The organism is Neobacillus muris (genome assembly GCF_943193175.1).
Classification (GTDB): domain Bacteria; phylum Bacillota; class Bacilli; order Bacillales; family Cytobacillaceae; genus Neobacillus; species Neobacillus muris.
Genome location: NZ_CALPDF010000023.1, coordinates 37231 through 61220 on the forward strand (window position 1 = coordinate 37231; position 23990 = coordinate 61220).

A 23990-nucleotide genomic window follows, 5' to 3' on the forward strand; every position below is an offset into this window, starting at 1 on the left:
CAGTCCCCCAGGAAAGTAACGCATTAAAGCAGCAGGGGACAGTCCCCCAGGGAAGTAATGAATTAAATGGATGCAGTTCTGTGGCATTGTTTGGCTTATATAATGTATAATCAGTGAGCCAGAGGAAAATGTATGGCTGTGTAAAGTCGATTTTGGCAGTTTAAAGAAGTTTAGATGTGAAGGGATATGGTGAAATGAGTAAATTCAAATATCTTCCTTTTGTTATATGTTTATTATTAGTTGTCATCACTGGCTGCGATTACAATAAATTTCAAATAGAACTTACTGCTCCAAAATCATTTGCACCTGGACAATCCTCGCTTATTCAGCTTAAGATTCTAGATACTGAGGGAAAGCCAGTAAAAGGGGCAAAGGTAAGTGCTGAATTAAAAATGGAAAGAATGAGTCATGGGGATCTTTCAATGGAAATGCAAGAAACGAATGATGGTGTATACGTTGGAAACACGGCAATAGAAATGGAAGGCAATTATACCGTTAACATTAGCATACAATACAAGGGAGAAAAATGGACGGGAGAAAAAAGGTTTTCCATCGTTTCCAAAACGAAGTAATAGATTAAATTGGCTATACCATTCTGGTGATAAATTTCATTGCATCTGGAAAAGCTATCCTCTATTGTAGGAACGGGGGGTAGATAAGCAGTGAAAACGTTTGAGCTAAAATCCGGGACCAAAGTGTTGGCAGATGAAACAAAAATCGTCATTGAAAGAACCGGTGGGAAAAGTGCTGTAAAAGGTTTGTTTGCAGGAAGGCCGATGGGACAGATGGTCATTAAAACGTCTGCCCTGACTGGAATCATATTTTTTGCGGATTACCTGGTCATTTGTGCTTCCGGTCTCCCTGCGCCGAATGATTTTAAACTAACGAGTGTGGCGGAAATTAAGCAATACCCAAATTGTATCGTTGGGAAGGAACAAGAATTAGAAGAGTTGTATCAGTATCTCAATGGATTTATTCAATAACCAGAAACGGTTCCTGTTCTCTAGAATGGGGACTGTTTTTTTTTTTGAAAATTAGCAGAAAAGAATTGTTGGCCATATGCAGGGGAGTACAGATATTAAATGTGGCGCCGGGCAGAACTTTAATACAGGATATCCCAAGCCAATAACTCCATTTAGCATTCACAATAAATAGATAGAAGCCGGGGTATTCATTGGGTAACGTTGTCAAGAGAGTAAATTGTTTCAGATCATTGGGTCTGAAAGAGTGAGAGTCAACAGCCTGCACCATCAGCGTTGTAGGGTTCGAACCTGAGTAAATTGATCTTTTATGGGATTGTCCAAAAAGCAAAGGGACTAGACACCACACCACAGTATTTTGAAAAAACGTTCTAAATACTGTTCTTGGCGTGGAGCCAGTCCCATAAAGTTTAATGTCCAACTATAAAGTTTTTTCTTCCGCTTTCAAAAAGTTTTCCACAACAAATGCGGTTACACCCAATGCTGTCGAATATTTTCCAAGCTTTGAAAAAACTAATTCCAATTCGTTCAGTTGGAAGCCGAGCGTATGCTTTTCAATCGTTTCCCGTATAGGCTGTTCGATCCAGTCTTTAGCTAATGCCAGCCGGTTTCCGATGATGACCTGATGGGGATTGAAGGTATTGATAATGTTGTTGATCCCATACCCAAGGTAATGCCCGATCGTTTCAAAAAGCTGCTGTGCCGTTTGGTCCTGCATTTCAACGCGTGTGATTAAGGACTCAAGTGTATCGCTTGGATTACCCGCCATCTCCAGTAGAGCATTCTCGGAAGCATATGCTTCCCAGCAGCCCTTGCTGCCGCAGCTGCAAGGCTTCCCGTTGACTTCAATAATCATATGTCCCATTTCACCCGAGAAGCCATCCTTGCCTCGATATAGTTCTTTATTTACAATTATGCCGGCCCCAAGACCAATTCCGGCACTGATATAAACCATGTTATCCGTGTTCTGGCATGCCCCAAACTGCTGCTCGCCAAAAGCGCCCGCATTGGCTTCATTTTCAACCAAGACGGGGATCTGGTATAACTCTTCGAGATCTTTTTTTAACTGAATATTGCTCCAGCCAAAATTCGGTGCTAATAGAATGGCACCTTCTTTGTCGACAATTCCAGGCACGCCTGCGCCAATGCCTACTATTCCGTACCGGCTGCTGGGCATTTCATCCATAAGAGATTGAATCATTTTTTGAACTTTATTCTTGATTGCCGGATAGGGGGTCCGGTTTACCACTTCATTTTTTTCAATCAGAATATTGCCCTTTAAATCCGTCAAGACGCATAAAATATAATTGACCCCGATATCAATCCCGATGGCATAACCGGCAGCTTTATTGAAGTGGAGAATTACGGGGCGGCGGCCGCCGCTTGATTCTCCTGGCCCTGATTCATAAATCAGTTCTTCTTCTAATAATTCATTCACTAAAGAAGATACAGTCGCTTTGTGCAGCCCGGATATTTGTGCAATGTCCGATCTAGAAATAGGCTCTTTTTCAATAATAATTTGCAAGACGAGCGCTTTATTATTTTTTTTCATTAATTGTTGGTTCCATGTCATGTTTTCCACTTTTATAAAACTCCTTATTGATCTGACTTATATTTTAACACAAACTTTGTCATAAACTTAATCCATTAGCGATTATCGAGTAAAGGAGAGGCTCAGAAAAAATCTTAGTTTATTTAATAGACAAACTAAGTTCGCGGTGCTATAATTTAATTAAGCAAAGTAACAGATTGCAAGAATTGTAAGCAGTTACAAAAAGGATTTGTTTCCTAAAACCGACTAGGAGGAATACTCAATGGCTTACTTTGAAAACGTTGGCAAGATTCAATTTGAAGGCGCTTCATCCAAAAATCCATTAGCTTTTAAGTATTATAATCCAGAAGAAAAAGTGAACGGAAAAACAATGGAAGAGCATCTTCGTTTTTCCGTGGCTTACTGGCACACATTTACGGCAGATGGCACTGACCCCTTTGGCGTTGGAACGGCCATTCGTCCTTGGAACCATCTGAAGGGTTTGGATTTAGCAAAAGCTCGAGTGGAAGCAGCATTCGAACTTTTTGAAAAACTAAATGTTCCGTTCTTTGCTTTTCATGATGTAGATATTGCTCCTGAAGGCAGCACGTTAAGTGAAACTAATAAAAATCAAGATATTATTGTGGCTATGATTAAAGAATACATGAAAACGAGCAAAGTCAAATTGCTTTGGAACACGGCCAACATGTTTACCAATCCTAGATATACCCATGGTGCGGCAACTTCTCCAAATGCCGATGTGTTTGCATACTCTGCAGCAAAAGTGAAAAAGGCATTAGAAGTAGCAAAAGAGCTCGGAGCACAGAACTATGTATTCTGGGGCGGCCGTGAAGGCTATGAAACTCTTCTTAATACGGATATGAAGCTGGAGCAGGATAATTTGGCGCGCTTCTTCCATATGGCCGTCGATTATGCAAAGGAAATCGGTTTACATGTGCCGTTCTTAATTGAGCCGAAACCAAAAGAGCCTACCAAGCATCAATATGATTTTGATGTGGCTACTGGTCTGACATTCTTGCAAAAATATGGCTTAACAGACTACTTCAAGTTTAATATTGAAGCGAACCATGCTACCCTTGCCGGCCATACATTTGAACATGAACTTCGTGTTGCCCGCATCAATGGCATGCTTGGTTCTGTCGATGCGAACCAAGGTGATGTTTTACTTGGCTGGGACACCGATGAATTCCCGACTGACTTATATACCAACACACTTGCCATGTATGAAGTTTTGAAAAATGACGGTCTGGGCAGCGGCGGATTAAACTTTGATGCCAAAGTCAGAAGAGGTTCATTTGAGCCAGAAGATCTTTTCCATGCCCATATTGCAGGAATGGATGCATTTGCGGTGGGGTTAAAAGTCGCCAACAAATTAATTGAAGATAAAGCGCTTGATAGCTTCATAGAAGAGCGCTATAGCAGCTATACAAAAGGAATTGGCCTGGAGATTGTCGAAGGCCGAACCAACTTCAGGGAGCTGGAGGCTTATGCCCTTCAATTAACCGAAATTAAGAATCAATCAGGCAGAACAGAGCGCTTGAAGGCTTTAATTAATCAATATTTATTGGAATCACTTTCTAGCGTATCAGTTTAATAGGAATCAGAAAAAAGTGCTGGCAGCCTATAAGTCCAGCACTTTTTTTAAAAAGGGTCTGTTAGGATTCATTGTTGTTTTTCGTGTAGGTATGAGAATGGAATAGGGGGAGAATTTCCGTCTATTGTAGATAGAGAGGCCTTATGAAGCCGATATAAGCGGAAAAATTCCGCTTAACGGTTCTAAATATGCCAAAATTCATTGATTTGGATACAATAAAGGGAAAAAATACTCTTATTTTTAAGGAAATACCCATATTTCCCAAAATAGAAGGAATTTCTCCCTTTATTTTTCAAACATAGAAGATCAACGTTCAGCGATAAAAGAGTCTTTAAAAAAGGAAGATAGTGGAGTAGAGTGTTTGTTTAATGTTCAGAGAAGAGGGAGGGAATCGGTTTGATTAACGATGTTTCTACGTCGCACAAGGCCGTGGCGATTACATTTGATGATGGGCCCAATCCTATGTACACTGCTCAGGTTTTAGAGATTTTTCAGGAGGCACATGGGAAAGCGACCTTTTTTATGATTGGGGAGCAAGTAGAAAGGTACCCGGAGATGGCCAAAACAGTGGCAGAGCAAGGGCATGAAATCGGCAACCATACCTACACACATCCTAAGTTGTCAGAGTTAAGCCGGGCAAATTGTCTCGAGGAAATGGAAGGAAATGAAAAATTAATAGGGGGCTTGACTGGACATAAACCAGTAATTTTTCGCCCGCCCTACTTGGAGTATAATCAGGAAACGGCGTTAATACTTAAGGAAAAGGGATATCCGATGATTGGTGCTCTTAACATGGAGGCCCGTGATTGGGAGCAGCCCGGAGTGGAACACATCATGGAAGTCTCCAGGGCCTGCGTGAAAAATGGCAGTATTCTCATTTTCCATGATGGATATGGGGATCGTTCCCAAACCATAGAAGCTATTCGCAGACTTGTTGCAGATTTATCATCAAATGGATACCAACTTGTAACCGTGAGCGAATTATTAAAGTTAGCAGACTAAGCCTTTTAAAGGGCTGTTGCTTGGTCTCAAAAGGTGATGATTTCAAAGGCTGACTCATATAAAGGGTCTGCCTTTTCTTTAGGGATATGTAAAAATTTCTTTTAAATACAAGATGAAAGAACATACTAGAACATGGGGATGCACAATCGAATGACCAGTTGAGAGCCCAAAGATTGGAGGAAAAAAAACGAATGTTTACAACAATAGCCGAATTCATCGAGGAATGGAACCAAGAAGCCGATTCAACTCAAAAGGTTTTAGATGCATTATCGAATGAATCCTTGCATCAGCAGGTATCATCAGAGGACCGTACGCTAGGGAGAATTGCCTGGCATATCGTGACAAGTACACCTGGAATGCTGATGGAATTCGGTGTCGACGTCCCGCCAGTCGACAATTCAGAAACCGTTCCAGCTTCTGCAAAAGAAATAGCAGGAACTTTTCGGAGAGTCAGCTCGGACACTGTGTATGCAGTGAAGCAGCAATGGACAAACGATACACTAAAAGAATTGGTTAATGCATTTGGAATGACAATGCCAAGGGCTGCAACGCTTTCACTTCTTATCAAGCACATCATCCACCATCGGGGACAGATGACCGTCCTTATGCGGCAAGCAGGAATTAGCGTACCGGATATTTATGGACCAGCAAGAGAGGGATGGGCCCATATCGGGATGGAGGCACCTGCTATTTAATGTGGCAAAGAAACCAAAAAACGGAGTCACTTATTTGAACAAAAGTGGCTCCATTTTTCTTGGTATTTGTTTTAATTCTACTATTCTAATAGTTTAAACCATGTTTAAATATTAAACTTAATTCAAAAAAAGCTTGTAAACGATGGAATAAATTGTTAAATTATAGTTAATTGGCAATAAATGTAATAATTAAATTGTAGATTGCTAATCTCAAAGAAATTTATTTTCCGCTATAAAAATGTAAGCGGTTACTGGTGGTGATGAAAAAACGCGTATTCAAATTGGCAGGATGTTCTCACTCATGTAAGTTGAATTAACAAAAAACATATATTCCATTTGGAGGTAATGTCATGAGTAAAATGGTTAATACCGTATTAGGACCCGTTTCTTCGGATAAAATTGGGAAAACATTAATGCACGAACATTTTGCCTTCGGATACCCGGGATTCAATGGAAATACCCTGCATGAAAAAGATCCGGCTGACATCGTCAGAATCGGGGTAGAGGTCGCACTAAAAGCCAAAGCCCATGGTGTGCAAACCATCGTCGATGCGACGCCAAATGATTGCGGCCGTAACCCTGAAATCTTGCGGGAAATTTCGGAGAAAAGCGGAGTCCATATCATCTGCTCTACTGGCTATTATTATGAAGGCGAGGGAGCCCCTGCCTATTTTAAATTTAAAAAAGGATTAGGCGTAGCTGAAGAAGAGATTTATGAATTATTCATGGGAGAAATCACTAACGGCATCGGCAAAACTGGAATCAAACCAGGAGTGATTAAGCTGGGTTCCGGAAAAAATGTGATTTCCGATTATGAACAAATGTTCTTCAAAACAGCCGCAAAGGTCCAAAAAGAAACTGGCGTTCCGATTATTACCCATACGCAGGAAGGAACCATGGGGCCGGAGCAGGCTCAATTGCTCGTCTCTGAAGGAGCAGATCCTAAAAAAATCGTGGTAGGCCATATGGATGGAAATACAGATATCCGCTATCAAATGGAGACATTAAAGCATGGAGTTTATGTTGGATTTGACCGTTTGGGCATTCAGCAGTTTGTCGGAGCGCCGCTCGATAAGGAACGGGTTGCTGTATTAATTGGTCTCATCGGCAGCGGGTATGCCAACCAAATTACGTTATCCCACGATACGGTGAATGTATGGCTGGGCGCCGAATCCCCATTCCCTGAAGAGCTGGCCAAACTGCTGGAGCAATGGCATATTGAAAACCTGTTCCAAAATATTATTCCTGCCCTAAAAGAAGGCGGAGTTTCCGATCAAACGATTGAAACGATTTTGGTTGACAATCCTAGAAGCATTTTTAGTGCGTGAGGAGGTAGCGGCCATTGAAGGTATTGGATATTAAAAGAGTCTCATTGTTTGATAGAGAAATAAATGTGTTTGCTGACCATCCTGCCTCTTTTCAAGAGATTATCAGGAACACCGTTATGCAGTACGGAAAAAAGGATGCCCTGTTCCTGGAGGGTCAGAAGATGACCTACGAAGAGCTGGACCAGATGTCAAATCGGCTTATCTCCGCTTTGCAAAACCGCTATGGCATGAAAAAAGGAGACCGATTACTCACGCTCGTTGGAAATTCCCTTGAGTTTGCGATTATTGTGACAGCGTGTTTGAAAAGCGGAATCGTGATGGTTCCGGTCAATACCAAATTGACAGCCCCTGAGGTCGCCTATATTATTGGACATTCCAAACCTTCGGTCATTTTTGCAAATCAGGAATTACTCGGCGTCATCGAAGACTGCAAGGAAAAGAATGAGGAAGTAAGACCTTTCTCCCGCCAGATCATTGCAGTCGGAGATGCCTCCAAAGAGACGCTTAATCTAACAGCCTTACTGGAAGAGGATAGCGAACCTGCTGAAACAGAAATAACAGAAACCGACCCAGCCTTTATTTTATACACTTCGGGAACAACAGGGCGTCCAAAAGGGGCTGTTTTAAGCCATGTCAATATCGTCCATAGTGTGATGCACTATCAGCTGCGCTTCCAATCCGATAACGAAATGCGCACTATGCTGGCCGTTCCATTTTTCCATGTGACCGGCCTGGTGGCCCAATTCCTTCAAATGGTTTATGTGGGGGGATCCATGGTGATTCTCACACATTACAACAATGAAAAATATATCAAACAAAGCTATGACTTAAACGTCAATTTTCACTTTAATGTGCCGACCATTTTTATCATGATGGCTACAAGTCCTTTGCTGAAGGAATACTCATTTGAGCAAGTCAAGATTGTCGCATTTGGCGGCTCTCCGATTTATCAGCAAACACTCGAAAAACTGATGGAAATCTTTCCGAATGCCAGCTATCATAACTGCTACGGTGCCACGGAAACAGCCTCGCCAACAACCGTTATGCCTGCAGGCTTCCCGATGTCCAAAGCGACGTCGGTTGGAAAAGCGGTGGATACGGCCGAGCTGAAGGTGATTGATTCAAATGACCGTGAACAGGGTGTTAATGAAATTGGCGAATTATTGATTAAAGGACCTATGGTCATCGGAGAATATTGGGATAACCCGCAAGCGAACGAAAGCTCGTTTATAGATGGATACTGGCGGTCAGGCGATATCGCCAAAATCGATGAAGAGGGATACGTTTATATACTGGACCGGAAAAAGGACATGATTAACAGGGGCGGAGAAAAGGTCTACTCGATCGAGGTAGAAGATGTGTTAAAGAAGCACCCTGAAATTATCGAAGCGGCGGTTGTCGCGGCACCGGATCCGATTTTTGGAGAAAGAGTAAAAGCGATTATTGTGTCGGATACCTTAAATGAGGAAAATCAAGCGGTCATTCGTGAATACTGTTCACAATACTTAGCGAAATTTAAGATACCAGAAATTTACGAGTTCATCGATGAACTCCCGAAAACTGCCTCTGGAAAGGTTTTGAAGCACACATTACGGTAAAGCCATTTCTAATAGAGGAACAATTTTAAGATCTGGTTCGGAGCCAGATTTTTTTTTATCAGTCCCTAGCCTAAAAAACATGTTCTTTATTTTACTCTAAGCGGTGATTCTATGAAACTATCTGAGAAAAAAATCCTTCGAAAAAAAGAACAAATTCTTTCCTCCGCGATAGAAATCATTAATAAAAAGGGATATAGCGGGGCAACAATGGAGGAAATTGCCGCAGAGCTGCTTATGACCAAAGGTTCCCTCTATTATTATTTCAAAAATAAAAGTGATCTCATGTACCAGTGCCACCAATTTGTCCTTTCCAAAGCGACTGAGGAAATGGAAAAAATTCTGGACATAAAGGAAGAAACAGCTCAAGATTTACTGACAAAAATGATTGCTGCCCATATGGAATATGCGATTGAAGAGAAGGAAGTTTTCAATTTAATTATGGAACCAAAGCGTACCTTCAGTGAGGAGCAGCTCTCTCTCGTATTAAAGCTTAGAAAGAATTATGAAAATTTATTCCACCAAGTGATCATTCGAGGTGTGGCCAATGGTGAATTTTCTGTAAAGGAACCAGCGATTGCAAGAATGATCATGCTTGGGGCGATGAACTGGGTCCAACAATGGTATAAGCCCAATGGCCGTTTAAACAAAGAAGAATTAGCGGCCATTTATACCGAATATATTTTAAAAATGCTTCATTAACTTCAAAAGGAGGAGACGATAGCAGAGATGCGAGCTTTAGACCAATCGGTTGCGAATGAACCTATTAATTGGGATGAATTGGAAAGGCTGGTCCGTCATACGGTTGAAGAAATTCCGGAAGAGCCCATGAAAATAATCAAATTTTCCGAAGGGTATTCCAACCATACCTATCTTTTGACAATTGGAGACTGGGAAGCTGTACTAAGGAGACCTCCGTTTGGGGAGATTCCGGCAAAGGCGCACGATATTAAACGAGAGTATACGATTTTGTCCAGGCTTCACGGCTTCTACCCGCTTGCCCCTAAACCTTATTTTTACAAGGATGACCCGAACATCATGGAACGGCATTTTTACCTGATGGAAAAAAAGCAAGGGGTTGTGGTGAATGACTCTCTTCCTGTTTCCTATGGCTCTTCAGAAATGGCTGGGCCTAAGATTTCCAAAGGTTTGATTGATAGCTTAATCGAGCTGCAGCAGGTGGATTTCAAAAAAGCCAACTTATTAGAAATCGGGAAGCCGGAAGGTTACTTAGAGCGGCAGGTGCATGGCTGGATTAAGCGCTATCGTGCATCTAAAACAGATGAAATTTTAGGTGTTGCTGAACTGGAGAATTGGCTGATTCGCCATATGCCGGCATCCCCCGATACAACAATTGTCCATAACGACTTTAAACTAAATAACCTGGTCCTTGATCCGGAAAAAGCTGGTGTGGTAAAAGGAGTGCTGGACTGGGAGATGGCGACGCTAGGCGACCCGATGACGGATGTTGGTGCTGTTCTCACGTATTGGGGAGAAGCGGGTGATCCCGATATGGGCATATCAGTTGTGACCAATCAGCCTGGTTTCCCCAGCCGGAGGGAAATGGCGGAGCTGTATGCTCAGATGAGCGGGCGGGACATTTCCTGCATCCACTATTATTTGGCCTTTGGTTTCTACAAGCTGGCAGTCATTTTGCAGCAGCTCCATTATCGCTGGAAAAAGGGCGCGGCGATGGATGACCGGTTTGCCGCTTTAAATGGACCGGTTGCCAATTTAATTGAAATGGCCAATCTGGCGCGTGCCCATAAAATTTTATAAGGTCAAAACACTTTTTAAGGAGTGAGAGGAATTGTATAAAACAATTAGAACAGAGATGGATAAGGGGATTTTAACGATTTTTTTAAATCGGCCAGAGCGCATGAATGCGTACACACATGAGATGGCAAGAGAATTGATTGATGTTTACCAGAACGCAGATGAAGACGATCAGGTTCGGGTCATAATCGTAGCAGGAGAAGGAAGGGCCTTTTGTGCAGGAATGGACCTGGAGAGCGGAGGCGACACCTTTGCCTCAACGGAATCAATGGAAGACTATCGTGACGGGGGAGGACAGGTCAGCCTTACGGTCCATAACTTGAAAAAACCAATCATCGCGGCGATTAACGGTCCCGCAGTTGGAATAGGGCTTACCATGACATTGCCGATGGACATCCGGATTGTTAAACAAGGCGCAAAAATTGGCTTTGTATTTGCCAAGCGGGGAATCGGCCCGGAAGCATGCTCCGGATGGTTTTTACCCCGTCTGGTCGGGGTGGGGAAAGCTTTGGAATGGATGTATACAGGCCGCTACATACCTACCGTCGAAGCCTTGGAAGCCGGTTTGGTCCAGTACGAGGCGGAGGATGCCCTTGAGAAAGCATACGAAATTGCCAATCTAATAACAGAAGAAACAGCTGCCACCTCCAATCGGTTCGTCCGTCAGCTCCTTTGGAACATGCTAAGCGAAAACACACCGCTCGCCTCACATCTAGCGGAGTCCAAATTCCTTTACTGGGCAGGAAACAACGCCGACGCAAAAGAAGGCGTCCAATCCTTCCTAGAAAAACGGCCGCCCCAATTCCCACTAAAAAATACCGACATGCCCGATTTCTTCAACAAAAACTAAAAGAGTAAAAGGGGACAGTCCCCCGGCTGAGTAATGCGGTAAAGCAGCGGGGGACTGTCCCCCAGTTAATTAATGCGGTGACGTGGCAGGGGACTGTCTCCGATTCTCAAGCTTATCTTTACTCGGTATTTTGTGAATGATAAGGGTAAAGGAGGTTTTGATTGGTGGATGAGTTAGGTTTGCATTTTGTTTTTGAGCTTGGTCTTTTGTTGGTTATGATTGCTGCTGGGGTTACGGCGGTGGCGAAGAAGTTTCATCGTCCTTATCCGATTGCTTTGGTGGTGGTTGGTGCGGTGATTGGGGTAATTGATATCCCTGTATTGGATCCGTTAAAGGATTTCATTACAGAGGGGGAAATTTTTAATTTTGTCATCATCAGTTTATTTTTGCCTGCCCTGTTGGGGGAAGCCGCCCTTAAACTCCCTTTTTCTCATTTAAGAGAGAACAAAGGGCCCATCCTGTCATTGGCGTTTGGCGGGACGCTTTTATCCTTTCTTATCGTCGGATTTGCTATGTTCTGGTTATTGGATTTTTCGGCCCCAAAAGCTTTTGTCTTTGCCGCTTTAATGAGTGCCACCGACCCTGTGAGTGTCCTGTCCATCTTTAAAAGTGTCGGGGTGCATAAAAGGATGGCGACAGTCATTGAAGGAGAAAGCTTGTTTAATGATGGACTGGCAGTGGTCTTTTTTAATATATCTGCCTTTTATTTGCTTACATATCTCGATCTTGGTGCAGTCGGCATTGGGTATGGTTTATGGGAGTTTGTCAAGGTCATTTCCCTCGGGCTCATCATAGGAGGTGCACTCGGCTTTGGATTCTCGCAGCTAACCAAATACTTTGATGATTACCCTTTGGAAATCATCTTCAGCTTAATTTTATTTTACGGATCCTTCCTCCTTGCTGAAACGGTGCATGCATCAGGTGTAATTGCAGTCGTTGTGGCGGCTTTAGTTCTAGGAAATTACGGGGCAAAAATTGGAATGAGCCCGACAACCAAATTAAATATTAATAACTTTTGGGATGTGGCCGCCTTATTGGCTAATTCCATTGTATTTTTAATGGTCGGTTTAGAAATCACCAGGATAAACATGGCGGATAAATGGGGCTTAGTATTAGCTTCCATCATCATTGTACTGATCGCCAGAAGCGCGGCTGTTTACATCAGTCTATTATTCGCCAAAAACTTTCCGGCTAGCTGGAAGCATGTGATTAACTGGGGCGGTTTGAAGGGGTCGCTATCAATTGCGCTTGTGTTAAGTCTTCCCCGTGATTTTGCCGGGCGGGAGGATTTGTTAGTGCTGGCATTTAGTGTCGTGTTGTTCTCCTTAATCGTCCAAGGACTTACGATTAAACCGCTCTTGACCTTCTTAGGCATTAACAAGGACAAAGCCGGACACAAGGAGTACGAAGAAATCATTGCACGGGGCCACCGGTTCGAAACGGCAATAACGGAAATACATACCGTCAGAAAAAAATTATTCATTACGGAATCAGCTTCCCGCGATATTATTGAAAAATATGAGCAAGAGCTGGCCATGCTGAAGGACAAATTGGAGGAACTGTTTGAGAAATTCCCTGACCTCAAACAACAGCAGCAGCTGCTTTTAGAAAAACATGCTTTATATGCCCAGCATGGAGCAATCGAAAAATTAGTGAAAGATGACATTATTTCAAATGAAGTAGCTGGCCAAGAAGGCGATGAAATTATCAATAAATTAGTTCAGTTAGAGGAAAGACAAAAAATATAGATTCAAGTAGAGGCTGCCACAAAGGCAGCTTTTATTTAATGGAAAAATGAGAATTTATTAGAGGTTTAGTAAAAACTTTGTTGAACTAATATATAGAAGACAATGATTCACAATGGACAGGGGTGGGGGAATTGGAAGATATTCAATATGCCTTTATGGACGAAGTTGGTGATTATCGATTTGATTTTGACAACCAAGAAGTGTCAACCCACTTTATCATCGTTTCCATTTTAATCAAAGGTTCCAATAAAGCCATGCTGGAACAGGAATTGGAAAAGCTTCGCCAGCAATTCTTTCCAGATGGCAAAATAAAATCTATAAACGACAACACCTTAACAACTCAGATATTAACTGAACTCAAGGAATTGCCGTTCACCATATACGCATTTGTCATTGATAAAAGAAAAATAAGGGAAGAGAGCGGCATTATGTACAATAAGCCGTTTATCCGCTATTTAAATAGAATGATTTATGAAGATTTGAATCAGACATTTGACCAGCTGGACTTTGTAGTTAGTGAAGCGGAAGCTAAACCGTTTATGCAGGAATTTAAAAACTACATTGAAAGCAGGAACATACCAGATTTATTCAACTATTCGATATTTGGTTTCAATGACACAAAGTCTGATATTTTGCTTCAATTGGCTGGATTTGTCGCCGGGACGATCGCAAAAGGCTATGATCATGCCCATTATTCGAGTCATTATCGAAGCTTTTTTCAACTCATGAAACATAAAATAGCCGCTATCAATCTACTGCCAATAGATTATAAAAATTTCCTTTATGATTACAAGTTTGGCAATCGGGATTCCAGGTACGACAAGGTCATTATCAAGCAGGCAGTCAACTTGGCCTATTCCTATATGGAAAAACATCGAAAAAGTGAGGATGAGGATGAAAAAATTCGGCTGGTTTTTCTTAAGTATCTTCTATTTAATCTGAGGGAAAATCCGGATCAATATGTTTATACCCAGGAAATTCTCGATAATTTAAACGCCCTCAGGGACATAAAAATCAATCCTCATTATTTCCGTTCAAACATTGTTTCAAAGCTCCGCGACAGCGGGGTCATAATTGCCAGCAGCACAAAGGGCTATAAATTGCCGGTTTGTTTAAATGATTTGTATGACTTTGTGAATTTATCTAGTTTAACCATTTACCCGATGATCCAAAGAATTGCAAAATGCAGGGAGCAAATTCTTCTGGCTACAAACACTGAAGTGGATATTTTAGAACAAAAGGAATATGAGTATTTAAAAAAAGTCATTGAAATGATCAAACACGAACACGTAGAAATATAAAACTAAAGGGGCTGTCCATTAAGGGTTTTAACACCTAAATGGACAGCCTCTGTTTGCACTGACCTCACACCTTTTGGGCCAATTGTTCTTTTTCCTCTTCAGTCAACATCCGTTCAGCCATCGGATAAAGGACTTGTTCCTCTTTAGCAAAATGGTCCAGCAGCGTGTAGTAAGCATTCTTTATTAAATGAGCATTAGTAATCTTTTCCTCTGCTGTTAAAGCGGATAGGTTCTCAGTATTGCTAATGAATTCCTGAATGAACCCCCTAGCTTGCTCGTGTTCATATTCCATCACGGCAATCGGTCCGCCGTTTTTTCCCAGATACACTTCCATCATCCGAAACAACAGATCTTCCTCTCGTTCGGAATGGAACTCAAGGTCAGTGAAAAACTTTTTCACCTTTGGAACTAGTTCTTCACATGCTATGCCTTCGGGGTCCTGCTCAACTTGATTGCCTAGAGCGAATAAAGCATCTAAACCATTCCGCAGCGGTGTGTGCTCGCTCACTAATCTGTTTAATCCCTCTGAAAGTGCAACTGGCCCGTTGCCAAACATTCCATTATGACATCCTTGCATATTTAATTCTCCTTTCGACTATTTCTACTATTACTATATAAAAATTGCAGTGATTTTATAGTGATGGAAATCACTAATAAAACATTTTCGTATAGGGTTTATTTTTTGAAAATTTTAAAATTAGAACTGGATAATTCATTCCTTCTGTTATATAATTGCTTTAAAAATAAATGAATTGTTATATAACAAAAAGGAGCGGAATTTATGATGAAAATTGATGCGATTGCACGGAAAATACTAGGTTGGAAGTTAAATAGATGGGATCGCTGGTATGATTATGAAACAGGGAAATTCATCCACGATTCTGAGTTCCAGCCAGAGCAAAATCTTGCCCACGCTATGATGATTGTCGATAGGTTAGAAGCCTTAGGGTTTACGTATAAAATCAATGGAACTTCCAGAGTATGCTTCAACGAGATCTGTGCCACTGGCAATTCGCTGGCCGAAGCCATTACCAACGCTGCCTATTCGCTCATTGAATGCAATTCCATAGCCCATAGCACAAGTGTATGGAGGAAATTATGCTAAAAAGTGTAGGATAATAAATGGCTGTCGATCATAATCGGCAGCCATTTTTAGTCTGTTAACAATATTGTTTATTTTCCCATTTTTATAGTAAAATAATCCTAAAGGAGAGCGAGGAACATGAACATTAGTGGATTTGCACGAGGGTTAATGTCCAGAAATTATAGTACCGAACGATTCCTGCTGCATGTGGCCAATTGTGTTGAAGGACAGCTGAAAGAATGGGATGAACAGTATGAAGTCCTTGTTTTGAAGCTAAAAAACTATGAATTTATTGTCAAAATGAATGACCGGGATTATTATCTTTCAATTTCCGAAGAGGAAATCACTGCCTTGCAGCAGATGGATGCCTTCGCGTTGGACCAAAAGATTTGGAAAGAACTAGAAGGCCAAGGGCTCCCCATTGAAAGAGGGCATGGAAATTATATTGATTATGTATTATAACGATTAAAAATGCAGAACCCATTTAGGTCCTGCATTTTTTTAGTGAAGAAATTATATCAAACTGTTTTTGACTGTATTACTGTCAGAACCATCAGGATCAAAGACAAATGCCGCAGGGAGATTCACGGGGGATAGGTCGCCGTTTAGTTCCCCAACAGCTTGGTTTCGTTTATAGGAAATAAATTGGTCAATCTGTTGAAACGAGCCCATATTTGCCACAGCCCCATTATCCATTGCATTAATTTTAAACCCGAGAAGATTGATTGCCATCGGCGTAATAAATATCATCAAATTCCTCCTAATGTTATATGGCTAAAAGCTGTTGTCACAAGACACTGTTCTTTATGGTTGGGCTGTCAATCAGATCCATATCCGACACCCAAGATACCGACAGCAGGGAGGGGGACAGGTCACCGTTTTGTTCGCCAATCCCCTGGCTCCTTTTATAGGACACAAAAAAATCATTGTGCTGGCTCGGTCCAAGATTGATTACGGCTCCGTGGTCCAGGGCATTAATCTTAAAACCTAGTATATTCATTGATATCGGTGCAAAAACCATATTGTCCCCCTTTATGGAATCGGGACGGGAGATGATGCAAAAGAAGAAGCAGAATCAATCTGGTCGCGGTCATCGACACAGCTCCTCGTCCCGAGAAAATGACTGCCATCGCCCATATTCTGACCAAATCCCTGGTTTTTCTTGTCTGAATTATGCCATTCTGCCAACAGGTTCTGCCCCACATTGATGGCCGAGGCATTTTCGAAAGAGTTTACTTTAATCATATTGATGTTGATGTTAATGTAGGGTACTGGTCCTGTCATGAAATCCCTCCTCGTATATAAAGTTAACGGTTGATTTTCTCAGCATATTCATCCTGAAAATCATTATCGTTGGCAGCATGGATACCGAAGGCTCTAATTGTTTTATCGGAAAATTGCTGCCCAAACCCTTGATTTTTCTTGGCACAGACGTTTCGGTTTGTTTTGATGGTCGAAGAAAAGGACGTTGAGCTCAGGTGGTCCATATTATTTATCTTAAGACCTTTAATCGTGATATTGGTTGGCAAAAAGTTCAATCTAAACCATTCCTTCCATGCCAGTTTTTACAGACTATGCTGTTTAGGACGAAATTATGTTAGGGAGACGGGGAAGTCCGATCGGAAACAGATGAATTTTTTTCAGGAATATCAAATATGATTTAATAATAGAGGAAAAAGTACGAGCTTTGTTTGGCAGCACAAGGGGGGAATCCATTATGGACATGAAGAACCTGATGCAATGGCTGGAGTTGGCAAAAAAGTATCAGGCGGGTGACTTTTGGGGCAGCATATTTGAGCAGGCGTCCGTGAATGATCTGATGAAGGATGTATCGGATTTCCCACCCTCCCCTGGCAGTGAGCGTTCTCCTGGCCAAGAAGTTAGTTTTCCCCCAACGGATATTTATTTGACAGAGGAAGAGGTTCTCATTGTTTCGGACCTGGCGGGGTATCGAAAGGAAAATCTTCAGTTATCCTTGGCTGGAATGAAATTAATGCTAAAAGGCACCAGCGGCCGGATGAATCCTGGAACTGCGATTTTGCAGGAAAGGCACCAAGGGGATTTTCAGCGTACCATCGATCTGCCTGAACCGGTCAATTCTAATCAAATGACGGCAAAGTTTCACAATGGACTTCTCTACATAGCTTATAAACGGCAAAGGATAAACGAGGAACAAGTAAACATCGAGTAGGCTTCTTAAAAAAATCGGTAAGCTTGGTGATGGGAAATGGATCTAAAAAAATTATTCAGCCAAAATAATCGGACAGGAACTCCCGAAAATAAGCCGGAGGAACGGCAAATAACCAGGATCAATGCACTAGAGGTTCAGGTCAAGCACTTGCTGCAGTTTGAAAAACAAGCTCGGCCAATACTCCTTAAGCTGGGGCGCCGGGAAGGGGAGAGGCCGGATGCTTCTGACATGATGGTCCCTAATAAGGAGTATGAGCAACTGCTGCAAAAAGTAAATGGCCTTGAACGAAAGGTGCGGCAAAAGAATACCAGCACAGGTTCCACTCAGACCAGCCAATCGAACCAAAAGGGAGAGGCCGGCTTATCCTCAATCCAAGCAAAAATCACTGCACTGGAGGCAAATTTCTTATTGCTAAATGAAGTGCAAGCAGTCATCATGAGGCAAATTGCGGACTTATCTGAAAAACTGGCGGATCGAAGCAAATCCACTAGTGAAAGCGAAGACCTTGAATCCAAGCAGGAACCGCTATTTAAAACGCTTTATGTTGATAAGCTTTTTTTAGATAAATATGAACAAAACAATAATTTCGCTCAGCTGGGTATTAAAGAATTGAACGGAGCCCTCAATATTGGCGCAACCTACGGGAAAGACGTAGTGCCAAAAGCGGTGACAGACCAAATTCAGGAAGACATCGCCCAAATGAAGGCAATGAAACAACAGAAGCACCAGAAGGAATCCAGCGGTGATGAAATGGACAAGCAGGAAAGTTATAATGAAGAAATAGATCTAGAATATACCAATATTCAAATTAAGGATGATCCATTCCAAGGGGAAGGCTAATATTGATGGCTAACATAAAGAGCAGTTGGTTCCAATTATATTACCTAGAAAAAAAGCTTGGGATATCATGAACCCAAGCTTTTTTATCTATGCAGAGCTTATTGAAAGAATCTAATTGCCTTTCTGATTCGTTAGACACCCATTTTTCTGCGGGTATTGCTTGGTTTCTTTGTTTGCTGGCTCTTCATTTTCTTGGCTGAAAGGTCAGCACTTGCTTTTCCTTTACCAGCGGAATTCTGATTCTTTTTGTTTTCAAGCTGCTGCTTCATGATTTCTTGCAGGCTGACTTTCTTTTTTGCCGTTTCGATTTGGTGATTCTCTGTCATCGGAAAATTCTCCTTTTTAGGGATTTGAGTTCAGTATACTCTATTTCTGAAAGATAGTGAAACAACTTCCGAATTAAAGTTGCTTTCTCTTTTTTTGTTTGCATTTTAAGCGTTCCTCAAAACCGTAATGACATTTATAGTACGCCGTATAGTTTATTCGGATTGAAAATTTTAGTATTATTGATAATGAACACAATAGCATTTTGAAAGGACGTTACCAATGGCTTTTATAGAAAAAATAAAACCGCACTTAACGAGCGATGATCTTTTAATTCAGCAAACCGTACTGCATGCTTTGCATGAATATCCACTTGTTCCAGAGGAGTGGACCGTAGAATTGCTGAAGGAAGCATTTAAAAATAAAGACAAGCTGAGCGACATTCTTATTTATGTCGACCATCAGAAAATCAATGAAGATGCAGCCAAGCTGCTAATCGAAAAAATCCCAACAATGGACAAGACCCAGGCCCATTTAGCGATAAGATTGCTAGATAACATGGAAATTGAACTAGCACTCCAATATAAGCAGCAGTTAAAAAAATATATTAACCAAAAGACATGGGAGTTATATGAGCTTATCCAAACCGGGACAAAAGAAACGGTTTGCCAAGAATATAGGAACACAATAGATAAACTGGAGCGTGCCAATTCATTCCAGCATGATCAATTTGAGAAAGCAAAAAAACTGGCAAAATGTATGGTGGATCATGGCTGGATGACAGCAGATGAAATTGGCCAGGTGATTCAAAAAGAGGTAAAGGAGCAATGGTTTTCTTTTAATGGCATTTTGACAGTTTATATGATTGGTTTGATGAAATTGGATCAATATATTCCGACACTGGCAGGCATGCTAACCCGTGATGAGGATGTCCTGCTAGAGGAAGTGGCGGACGTCTTAATTCGTTTCCAATCAGATGAGGTGGTAAAGGAAGTAGCACCTTACTTAAAGAAATCAGAATCGATAATTTTTGCCAGCTCCGTTGTCGAAAATATCAAATCAGAGCATGCTATTCTAGCATTACGGGAGGCTTACCAAGCTGCTGAGGAATTGGAAGACCAAGATATGCTGATTGAGGCACTATGCCATCAGTTCTCCAAACAGGCATTGCCTGACATCTCCGCACATATGGAAAATGAGTATTTCTCAAGCTTGGTGGATATCGAACAGGTGGTTTATGGCTATTTTTCTATCATCGGAGAGCAGCATCCTGACATGGAGTATTGGAAACAAGGGGCGATGGAACGAGAAATGGACTTTAGACAAGAATCGGGACAAGGCAATTTGCTGCACAGCGTTCCTGTAAGAAATGACAACAAGGTAGGCCGTAATGACCATTGCCCATGCGGCAGCGGCAAAAAATATAAAAAGTGCTGCGGAAAATAGGATATAGTTCGTTTTTAGGTGAGGCATTTCAGAAAGCATACGAATAAGCATATCAATTCAGTTAGAAATTGGTATGCTTTTTTTCGTTGATGCTTTTCTTGGAAAATACTTAAACATATTGAAACTTTTCTAGTTTATAGACTCCACTAATAAGTAAAGGGGGATCAAATAAGATGAAAATGGAAAACCACCAGCTAGTTAAAAAAGCAATCAAAGGCAATAAAAGCGCCTTTGAAATGTTAGTCCAGCAGCATTATGAGAGAATCTACCGGACTGCCTACCTTTATGTACATAACGAAGTAGATGCATTGGATGTGGTCCAAGAAGCGACCTATCAAGCATTTGCTTCGATCCATTCGTTAAAAAATCCGGAGTATTTTATGACCTGGCTCACCAGGATTGTCATACGATGTTCGGGACATGCCCTAAAGAGAAAAAGCAATCTTGTTCCGTTGAGTGATGAGATCTTGTCCAACCTGCCTGGCCAAGTACCTCCAAACATGGAAGAATCATTACAGCTGTTAAATGCCATTCAGCAGCTGAGAGAGAATTACCGGACGGCAATTATATTATTTTATTATTACGATTACTCGATCAAAGCGATAAGCAGTGTCATGGACATTCCAGAGAGTACGGTAAAAACATATTTAAGCAGAGGCAAAGCGGAGCTGAAAAAATCCTTTCAAGAGGAGGAGGACAAGTGCCATGGATAACAAGGAATTCAAAACTGCTATAGAGCAAATACATGTTCCGAAAGAAAAAGTCTTTAGCGCCATTTCCAAAGGAATCAACAAGGAAGACAATAGGGGAAAGGGAAAGAATAACAAAGTTCTTGCTGGTGTGGCAACGGCTGCTGCTCTTCTTGGAATCACCGTTGCCTCTGGATTTGTGAATCCTGCCATGAATCGAGTATTAGCTAAAACCCCTTTGATAGGAGGGATTTTTCAAGAATTTAATGATGTAACAGGTATGGAATTAGCGAACCAGGAGGCAGTGACAGAATTAAACCAATCCCTTACAAAAAATGGCGTAACGGTAAAACTGACCAGTGCATACTTTGACGGCAGTGTGGTATCGATTACAGGATTTGTAGATAAAGCTGTTGAAAAAGGGGGGAACGAAAAAGGCGAAGTAAGCTTTGATCTAAACTTCGAACATAATAATGGGGATCATGACCCTTGGCTAAATGGGAAGTCCAATGACATTAAGAAAGTGGAAGGTGGATATAACTTTCAATGGAAAATGAACTATCCATATGAATCTTTTAAGGAGAATTTTACACTTCCAATCACGATTCATAATATTAATGGGATCAAAGGCGAATGGAAATTTGATATACCGATTCAACAAGAAAAAAACCGCACTCTTGTTATGAATCAGGAGCAAGGATACCCGGAGGATGAGGTCAAAATCCGGATAAAAGAGATTCTTACCGCCAAAGCGTCCTCCTCATTAGTTTATGAAACGGTGCAGAGGTACAAGGATGATGAAATTTATTTAAAAGTAGTTGATAATAAAGGAAATGAGTATAGTCTGGGAAACCCAATCGTTCTCGAGGAATCGCAACAAGAAGATGGATATCATAGTACCGTTCGGACAGAGATGGACAAGCTCCATTCAGATAGTACTTCCCTTACTTTTTATCCTCAGATCAATTTCACAGACCTAAAGGTACAGCAGCTTTTGGACCAAAAATCTTTCTCCCTAAAAAGCACACGGTTCAATTTAGGCCTGCAGGTCAATGATGTGACGCAAAAAGGCGGGAAATTAGTAATAGATTATCAACTGACAGGGCTGCCGAAGAATCTGAGTAAACATAAACTTGAGATAATGAACCATAATTTGGAATATCTTTTCTGGCTGGTTGATCAGGAATATGTAGACAAAATTGATCCGGAAAATCCATGGCCACCTAAAAACCATGGTATTCCTTTTAATAAAGTTAAAATGATTGATAAGGCAACAGCACACTTCCAATCCACTTTTGACCTAAACGGAGAAGAAAAGATTGAGAATTTTAAGCTGGAACAAACCATGCTGCTATTTGATTTTTCCAGCTTTGTCTCAGCTAAGGAATTACAACCATTCACAGTTGAACTTCCAGTTGGGAATGAATAAACAATGAAAGCAGTCTATTTTAGGGACCAGATTGTAGAAGAGTGGAATTCTATAAGTAGATTTATTAGGGCGATGACTTATGTAAGTCATCGCCTTTTCTTACGGATTGGCTCTGATTAATTCTAATGTTGATAATTTTATAAAATTAAAGGAAACCCAATTAATAAGGTTTCCTACTTGTCCGACAGACTATAAAATGAATGAATTAACTAATTTTTAAGCTTTTTCTCTTGCTGTTTTAACATGAATAATGAACCTGCGATGATGGAAAAAAGATAGCTGAATAAAAAATCATCTCAGGGAATAATAAAATGAGGTGTATTGAATGAAAAAATGCCTTATCTTAGTGTCACTATTTATTCTCTTGGTTGTTCCCAAAAGTGTAAGTGCTTCAAACGAAGGATATGAATTGGTATCAAAGCTATCTGAAGAAGATATTGTCTTGTATGCTAAGGAAATAAATGGCTTGTATCGAGACTTTAAAATTGATTTCAAGGGAGAAGTTTACTCAAGACCTTTTTGGTTAAGCGTTGCAAATAACCCCACTTACGCACCACAAATTTATTACGAAGACATAAACGAAGATGAAAAAAAAGAATTAATCGTAGGTAAGTTGGAAAATATTTAACATTTTTATAACCCGAGATGCTGAAATTTGGGTAAGAAATATTTAGCTCAAGATAGTATGTAAAGGATAACTCATAAAGTGATGGATGCTTGGTCTAAACAAATAAAGGAGTGAACCAATTTGGTGGACAATCAATTGGACAAAGCATGTTTTGTATGAAAATAAATAAAATAACCAGTTCTATTTTATTTTTCATACTTTTAGGTTTGGTTCTATTTCCGAGTAAGTCATTTACTAGTTGGGCCTATTCATTTATTGTCTTTGATGGCAATATTTATCAAATTAGTGATGAATATGTAAGAAATATTGACAAAGAAATAGGTCAAGTAACAAAGTATTCGGGGCGGAAAATATAGCCCTTTTAGTTTAATTTTAATCGTGATATTTTTTCATATTAACTTTTCTGATATATATTGGGGAAAAGAAGTGGCTAGCAGAAAATCTCCTTAACGAAAACTAGTGCAAGAGTTTAACAGATGAATAGAAGAAGGAAATTTGTTCGAGGATCAGAAATAATAAGTTCAAACCTCTAAGAATTTGCTGCCAATGTATGATTGACCCTGTTTAGTGGTTTTTGGTTTCCTTAAAATATTTTTGATACTGGATATAAGTTCACAATGGTTTCATTTTTGCCCCCAAGGATGGGAAGTTTTATATGCTATCCTAAATAATACAAAACTATTAAGATCCTTGGAGGGGTAATTAAATGAGCTGTGGATGTTCTTCTAGACTGAAAGACGGGAAAGCGGTCGTAGACCATGTGAAAAGTAAAGGAAAAGATAGCCAGGCACCATTAGTGGCGCACGAAATTCATTGTGACTGCGGCGAAACGTTCACCTTAGAAACTGTTATCATGAACTGCCCAAGCTGCGGCATGACGTATGCCGTAACACCTTGCGGGTCAGATGATATCAACAATATCAAACAAGCCGGCATTCAGTATGCATAAACGATATTAATAGAAAAAAGGCATAAACCTGATTGCTGCAAGGTTTATG

The 23990-nt window shown here is 40.9% G+C and carries 28 protein-coding genes and 1 pseudogene; 22 read left to right on the plus strand and 7 right to left on the minus strand.

What is annotated here, in order from left to right:
* Positions 1–194: 194 nt before the first annotated feature.
* The 3 genes and pseudogenes from NFS43_RS15030 to NFS43_RS15040 all read left to right on the plus strand — a co-directional run.
* Positions 195–572: a FixH family protein gene (locus NFS43_RS15030; RefSeq protein ID WP_251552536.1), complete on the plus strand. Its 378-nt coding sequence runs from the start codon at positions 195–197 to the stop codon at positions 570–572.
* Between the two features lie 90 nt (positions 573–662).
* Entirely contained in the window at positions 663–983 is a 321-nt protein-coding gene (locus NFS43_RS15035; RefSeq protein WP_251552539.1) for a hypothetical protein, read from the plus strand.
* Positions 984–1039: 56 nt separating this feature from the next.
* Positions 1040–1126: pseudogene (locus NFS43_RS15040) on the plus strand (gamma-glutamyl-gamma-aminobutyrate hydrolase family protein); the annotation flags it as partial.
* A gap of 275 nt (positions 1127–1401) precedes the next feature.
* Here the strand turns inward: NFS43_RS15040 and NFS43_RS15045 are convergent.
* Positions 1402–2553, minus strand: coding sequence for an ROK family protein (locus NFS43_RS15045; RefSeq protein WP_251553084.1), 1152 nt, complete (start codon positions 2551–2553; stop codon positions 1402–1404).
* 241 nt (positions 2554–2794) lie between these two features.
* Between NFS43_RS15045 and xylA the strand changes: the two genes are divergently transcribed.
* From xylA to NFS43_RS15095, 10 genes are all read left to right on the plus strand, one after another.
* A complete protein-coding gene (gene xylA, locus NFS43_RS15050) occupies positions 2795–4126 on the plus strand; it encodes a xylose isomerase (RefSeq protein WP_251552567.1) in 1332 nt (443 codons plus the stop codon).
* A gap of 396 nt (positions 4127–4522) precedes the next feature.
* A complete protein-coding gene (locus NFS43_RS15055) occupies positions 4523–5128 on the plus strand; it encodes a polysaccharide deacetylase family protein (protein ID WP_251552578.1) in 606 nt (201 codons plus the stop codon).
* A 191-nt stretch (positions 5129–5319) separates the two neighbouring features.
* The gene (locus NFS43_RS15060) at positions 5320–5823 is read left to right on the plus strand and encodes a DinB family protein (RefSeq protein ID WP_251552601.1); all 504 of its coding nucleotides are present in this window, start codon (positions 5320–5322) and stop codon (positions 5821–5823) included.
* Between the two features lie 350 nt (positions 5824–6173).
* Positions 6174–7151 (plus strand): phosphotriesterase family protein, encoded by a 978-nt coding sequence (locus NFS43_RS15065; RefSeq protein ID WP_251552604.1) that lies wholly within the window; start codon positions 6174–6176, stop codon positions 7149–7151.
* 14 nt (positions 7152–7165) lie between these two features.
* Positions 7166–8749 carry a class I adenylate-forming enzyme family protein gene (locus tag NFS43_RS15070; protein ID WP_251552614.1) on the plus strand — a complete coding sequence of 528 codons (1584 nt, stop codon included), beginning with the start codon at positions 7166–7168 and terminating at the stop codon, positions 8747–8749.
* A gap of 111 nt (positions 8750–8860) precedes the next feature.
* The gene (locus NFS43_RS15075; protein WP_251552622.1) at positions 8861–9448 is read left to right on the plus strand and encodes a TetR/AcrR family transcriptional regulator; all 588 of its coding nucleotides are present in this window, start codon (positions 8861–8863) and stop codon (positions 9446–9448) included.
* Between the two features lie 27 nt (positions 9449–9475).
* Positions 9476–10525, plus strand: coding sequence for a phosphotransferase family protein (locus NFS43_RS15080; RefSeq protein ID WP_251552630.1), 1050 nt, complete (start codon positions 9476–9478; stop codon positions 10523–10525).
* A 31-nt stretch (positions 10526–10556) separates the two neighbouring features.
* A complete protein-coding gene (locus tag NFS43_RS15085) occupies positions 10557–11372 on the plus strand; it encodes an enoyl-CoA hydratase-related protein (RefSeq protein WP_251552632.1) in 816 nt (271 codons plus the stop codon).
* 164 nt (positions 11373–11536) lie between these two features.
* A complete protein-coding gene (locus tag NFS43_RS15090) occupies positions 11537–13120 on the plus strand; it encodes a cation:proton antiporter (protein WP_251552641.1) in 1584 nt (527 codons plus the stop codon).
* 131 nt (positions 13121–13251) lie between these two features.
* Complete coding sequence (locus tag NFS43_RS15095; protein WP_251552643.1) at positions 13252–14421, plus strand: DUF3800 domain-containing protein; 1170 nt, start codon at positions 13252–13254, stop codon at positions 14419–14421.
* A gap of 64 nt (positions 14422–14485) precedes the next feature.
* On the opposite strand, the gene NFS43_RS15100 is transcribed toward NFS43_RS15095, so the two are convergent.
* Positions 14486–14998, minus strand: a complete 513-nt coding sequence (locus NFS43_RS15100) for a hemerythrin domain-containing protein (protein ID WP_251552666.1) — start codon at positions 14996–14998, stop codon at positions 14486–14488.
* A 204-nt stretch (positions 14999–15202) separates the two neighbouring features.
* Between NFS43_RS15100 and NFS43_RS15105 the strand changes: the two genes are divergently transcribed.
* Positions 15203–15526, plus strand: coding sequence for a BC1872 family protein (locus tag NFS43_RS15105; protein ID WP_251552675.1), 324 nt, complete (start codon positions 15203–15205; stop codon positions 15524–15526).
* Positions 15527–15643: 117 nt separating this feature from the next.
* Positions 15644–15967, plus strand: coding sequence for a hypothetical protein (locus NFS43_RS15110; RefSeq protein WP_251552700.1), 324 nt, complete (start codon positions 15644–15646; stop codon positions 15965–15967).
* A 51-nt stretch (positions 15968–16018) separates the two neighbouring features.
* On the opposite strand, the gene NFS43_RS15115 is transcribed toward NFS43_RS15110, so the two are convergent.
* Genes NFS43_RS15115 through NFS43_RS15130 form a run of 4 tightly spaced genes read right to left on the minus strand, consistent with a single transcriptional unit; the run spans position 16019 to position 17043 of the window.
* Complete coding sequence (locus NFS43_RS15115) at positions 16019–16255, minus strand: hypothetical protein (RefSeq protein ID WP_251552703.1); 237 nt, start codon at positions 16253–16255, stop codon at positions 16019–16021.
* A gap of 37 nt (positions 16256–16292) precedes the next feature.
* Positions 16293–16526, minus strand: a complete 234-nt coding sequence (locus NFS43_RS15120) for a hypothetical protein (RefSeq protein WP_251552723.1) — start codon at positions 16524–16526, stop codon at positions 16293–16295.
* Positions 16527–16537: 11 nt separating this feature from the next.
* Entirely contained in the window at positions 16538–16789 is a 252-nt protein-coding gene (locus NFS43_RS15125; RefSeq protein ID WP_251552726.1) for a hypothetical protein, read from the minus strand.
* 23 nt (positions 16790–16812) lie between these two features.
* Positions 16813–17043, minus strand: coding sequence for a hypothetical protein (locus NFS43_RS15130; protein ID WP_251552729.1), 231 nt, complete (start codon positions 17041–17043; stop codon positions 16813–16815).
* 179 nt (positions 17044–17222) lie between these two features.
* On the opposite strand from NFS43_RS15130, the gene NFS43_RS15135 reads away from it, so the two are divergent.
* A complete protein-coding gene (locus NFS43_RS15135) occupies positions 17223–17696 on the plus strand; it encodes an Hsp20/alpha crystallin family protein (protein ID WP_251552753.1) in 474 nt (157 codons plus the stop codon).
* Between the two features lie 36 nt (positions 17697–17732).
* Positions 17733–18536, plus strand: coding sequence for a hypothetical protein (locus NFS43_RS15140; RefSeq protein ID WP_251552755.1), 804 nt, complete (start codon positions 17733–17735; stop codon positions 18534–18536).
* A gap of 131 nt (positions 18537–18667) precedes the next feature.
* Here the strand turns inward: NFS43_RS15140 and NFS43_RS15145 are convergent, their stop codons facing one another.
* Entirely contained in the window at positions 18668–18862 is a 195-nt protein-coding gene (locus tag NFS43_RS15145) for a hypothetical protein (RefSeq protein ID WP_251552757.1), read from the minus strand.
* A 220-nt stretch (positions 18863–19082) separates the two neighbouring features.
* On the opposite strand from NFS43_RS15145, the gene NFS43_RS15150 reads away from it, so the two are divergent.
* From NFS43_RS15150 to NFS43_RS15170, 5 genes are all read left to right on the plus strand, one after another.
* A complete protein-coding gene (locus tag NFS43_RS15150; RefSeq protein ID WP_251552783.1) occupies positions 19083–20246 on the plus strand; it encodes an SEC-C metal-binding domain-containing protein in 1164 nt (387 codons plus the stop codon).
* A 173-nt stretch (positions 20247–20419) separates the two neighbouring features.
* Entirely contained in the window at positions 20420–20959 is a 540-nt protein-coding gene (locus NFS43_RS15155; protein ID WP_251552785.1) for a sigma-70 family RNA polymerase sigma factor, read from the plus strand.
* Positions 20952–22364, plus strand: a complete 1413-nt coding sequence (locus tag NFS43_RS15160) for a DUF4179 domain-containing protein (protein ID WP_251552787.1) — start codon at positions 20952–20954, stop codon at positions 22362–22364. The genes NFS43_RS15155 and NFS43_RS15160 overlap by 8 nt, the downstream gene beginning before the upstream one ends.
* A gap of 325 nt (positions 22365–22689) precedes the next feature.
* Positions 22690–22992 carry a hypothetical protein gene (locus NFS43_RS15165; RefSeq protein WP_251552819.1) on the plus strand — a complete coding sequence of 101 codons (303 nt, stop codon included), beginning with the start codon at positions 22690–22692 and terminating at the stop codon, positions 22990–22992.
* A gap of 706 nt (positions 22993–23698) precedes the next feature.
* Entirely contained in the window at positions 23699–23941 is a 243-nt protein-coding gene (locus NFS43_RS15170) for a hypothetical protein (RefSeq protein WP_251552824.1), read from the plus strand.
* Positions 23942–23990: the final 49 nt, after the last annotated feature.

Coding starts and splice junctions, on each gene's coding strand:
- NFS43_RS15030 (WP_251552536.1), top strand. CDS start 195: ATGAGTAAATTCAAATATCTTCCTTTTGTTATATGTTTATTATTAGTT.
- NFS43_RS15045 (WP_251553084.1), bottom strand. CDS start 2,553: ATGACATGGAACCAACAATTAATGAAAAAAAATAATAAAGCGCTCGTC.
- xylA (WP_251552567.1), top strand. CDS start 2,795: ATGGCTTACTTTGAAAACGTTGGCAAGATTCAATTTGAAGGCGCTTCA.
- NFS43_RS15060 (WP_251552601.1), top strand. CDS start 5,320: ATGTTTACAACAATAGCCGAATTCATCGAGGAATGGAACCAAGAAGCC.
- NFS43_RS15065 (WP_251552604.1), top strand. CDS start 6,174: ATGAGTAAAATGGTTAATACCGTATTAGGACCCGTTTCTTCGGATAAA.
- NFS43_RS15075 (WP_251552622.1), top strand. CDS start 8,861: ATGAAACTATCTGAGAAAAAAATCCTTCGAAAAAAAGAACAAATTCTT.
- NFS43_RS15080 (WP_251552630.1), top strand. CDS start 9,476: ATGCGAGCTTTAGACCAATCGGTTGCGAATGAACCTATTAATTGGGAT.
- NFS43_RS15100 (WP_251552666.1), bottom strand. CDS start 14,998: ATGCAAGGATGTCATAATGGAATGTTTGGCAACGGGCCAGTTGCACTT.
- NFS43_RS15105 (WP_251552675.1), top strand. CDS start 15,203: ATGATGAAAATTGATGCGATTGCACGGAAAATACTAGGTTGGAAGTTA.
- NFS43_RS15110 (WP_251552700.1), top strand. CDS start 15,644: ATGAACATTAGTGGATTTGCACGAGGGTTAATGTCCAGAAATTATAGT.
- NFS43_RS15115 (WP_251552703.1), bottom strand. CDS start 16,255: ATGATATTTATTACGCCGATGGCAATCAATCTTCTCGGGTTTAAAATT.
- NFS43_RS15120 (WP_251552723.1), bottom strand. CDS start 16,526: ATGGTTTTTGCACCGATATCAATGAATATACTAGGTTTTAAGATTAAT.
- NFS43_RS15125 (WP_251552726.1), bottom strand. CDS start 16,789: ATGACAGGACCAGTACCCTACATTAACATCAACATCAATATGATTAAA.
- NFS43_RS15135 (WP_251552753.1), top strand. CDS start 17,223: ATGGACATGAAGAACCTGATGCAATGGCTGGAGTTGGCAAAAAAGTAT.
- NFS43_RS15140 (WP_251552755.1), top strand. CDS start 17,733: ATGGATCTAAAAAAATTATTCAGCCAAAATAATCGGACAGGAACTCCC.
- NFS43_RS15145 (WP_251552757.1), bottom strand. CDS start 18,862: ATGACAGAGAATCACCAAATCGAAACGGCAAAAAAGAAAGTCAGCCTG.
- NFS43_RS15150 (WP_251552783.1), top strand. CDS start 19,083: ATGGCTTTTATAGAAAAAATAAAACCGCACTTAACGAGCGATGATCTT.
- NFS43_RS15155 (WP_251552785.1), top strand. CDS start 20,420: ATGAAAATGGAAAACCACCAGCTAGTTAAAAAAGCAATCAAAGGCAAT.
- NFS43_RS15160 (WP_251552787.1), top strand. CDS start 20,952: ATGGATAACAAGGAATTCAAAACTGCTATAGAGCAAATACATGTTCCG.
- NFS43_RS15165 (WP_251552819.1), top strand. CDS start 22,690: ATGAAAAAATGCCTTATCTTAGTGTCACTATTTATTCTCTTGGTTGTT.
- NFS43_RS15170 (WP_251552824.1), top strand. CDS start 23,699: ATGAGCTGTGGATGTTCTTCTAGACTGAAAGACGGGAAAGCGGTCGTA.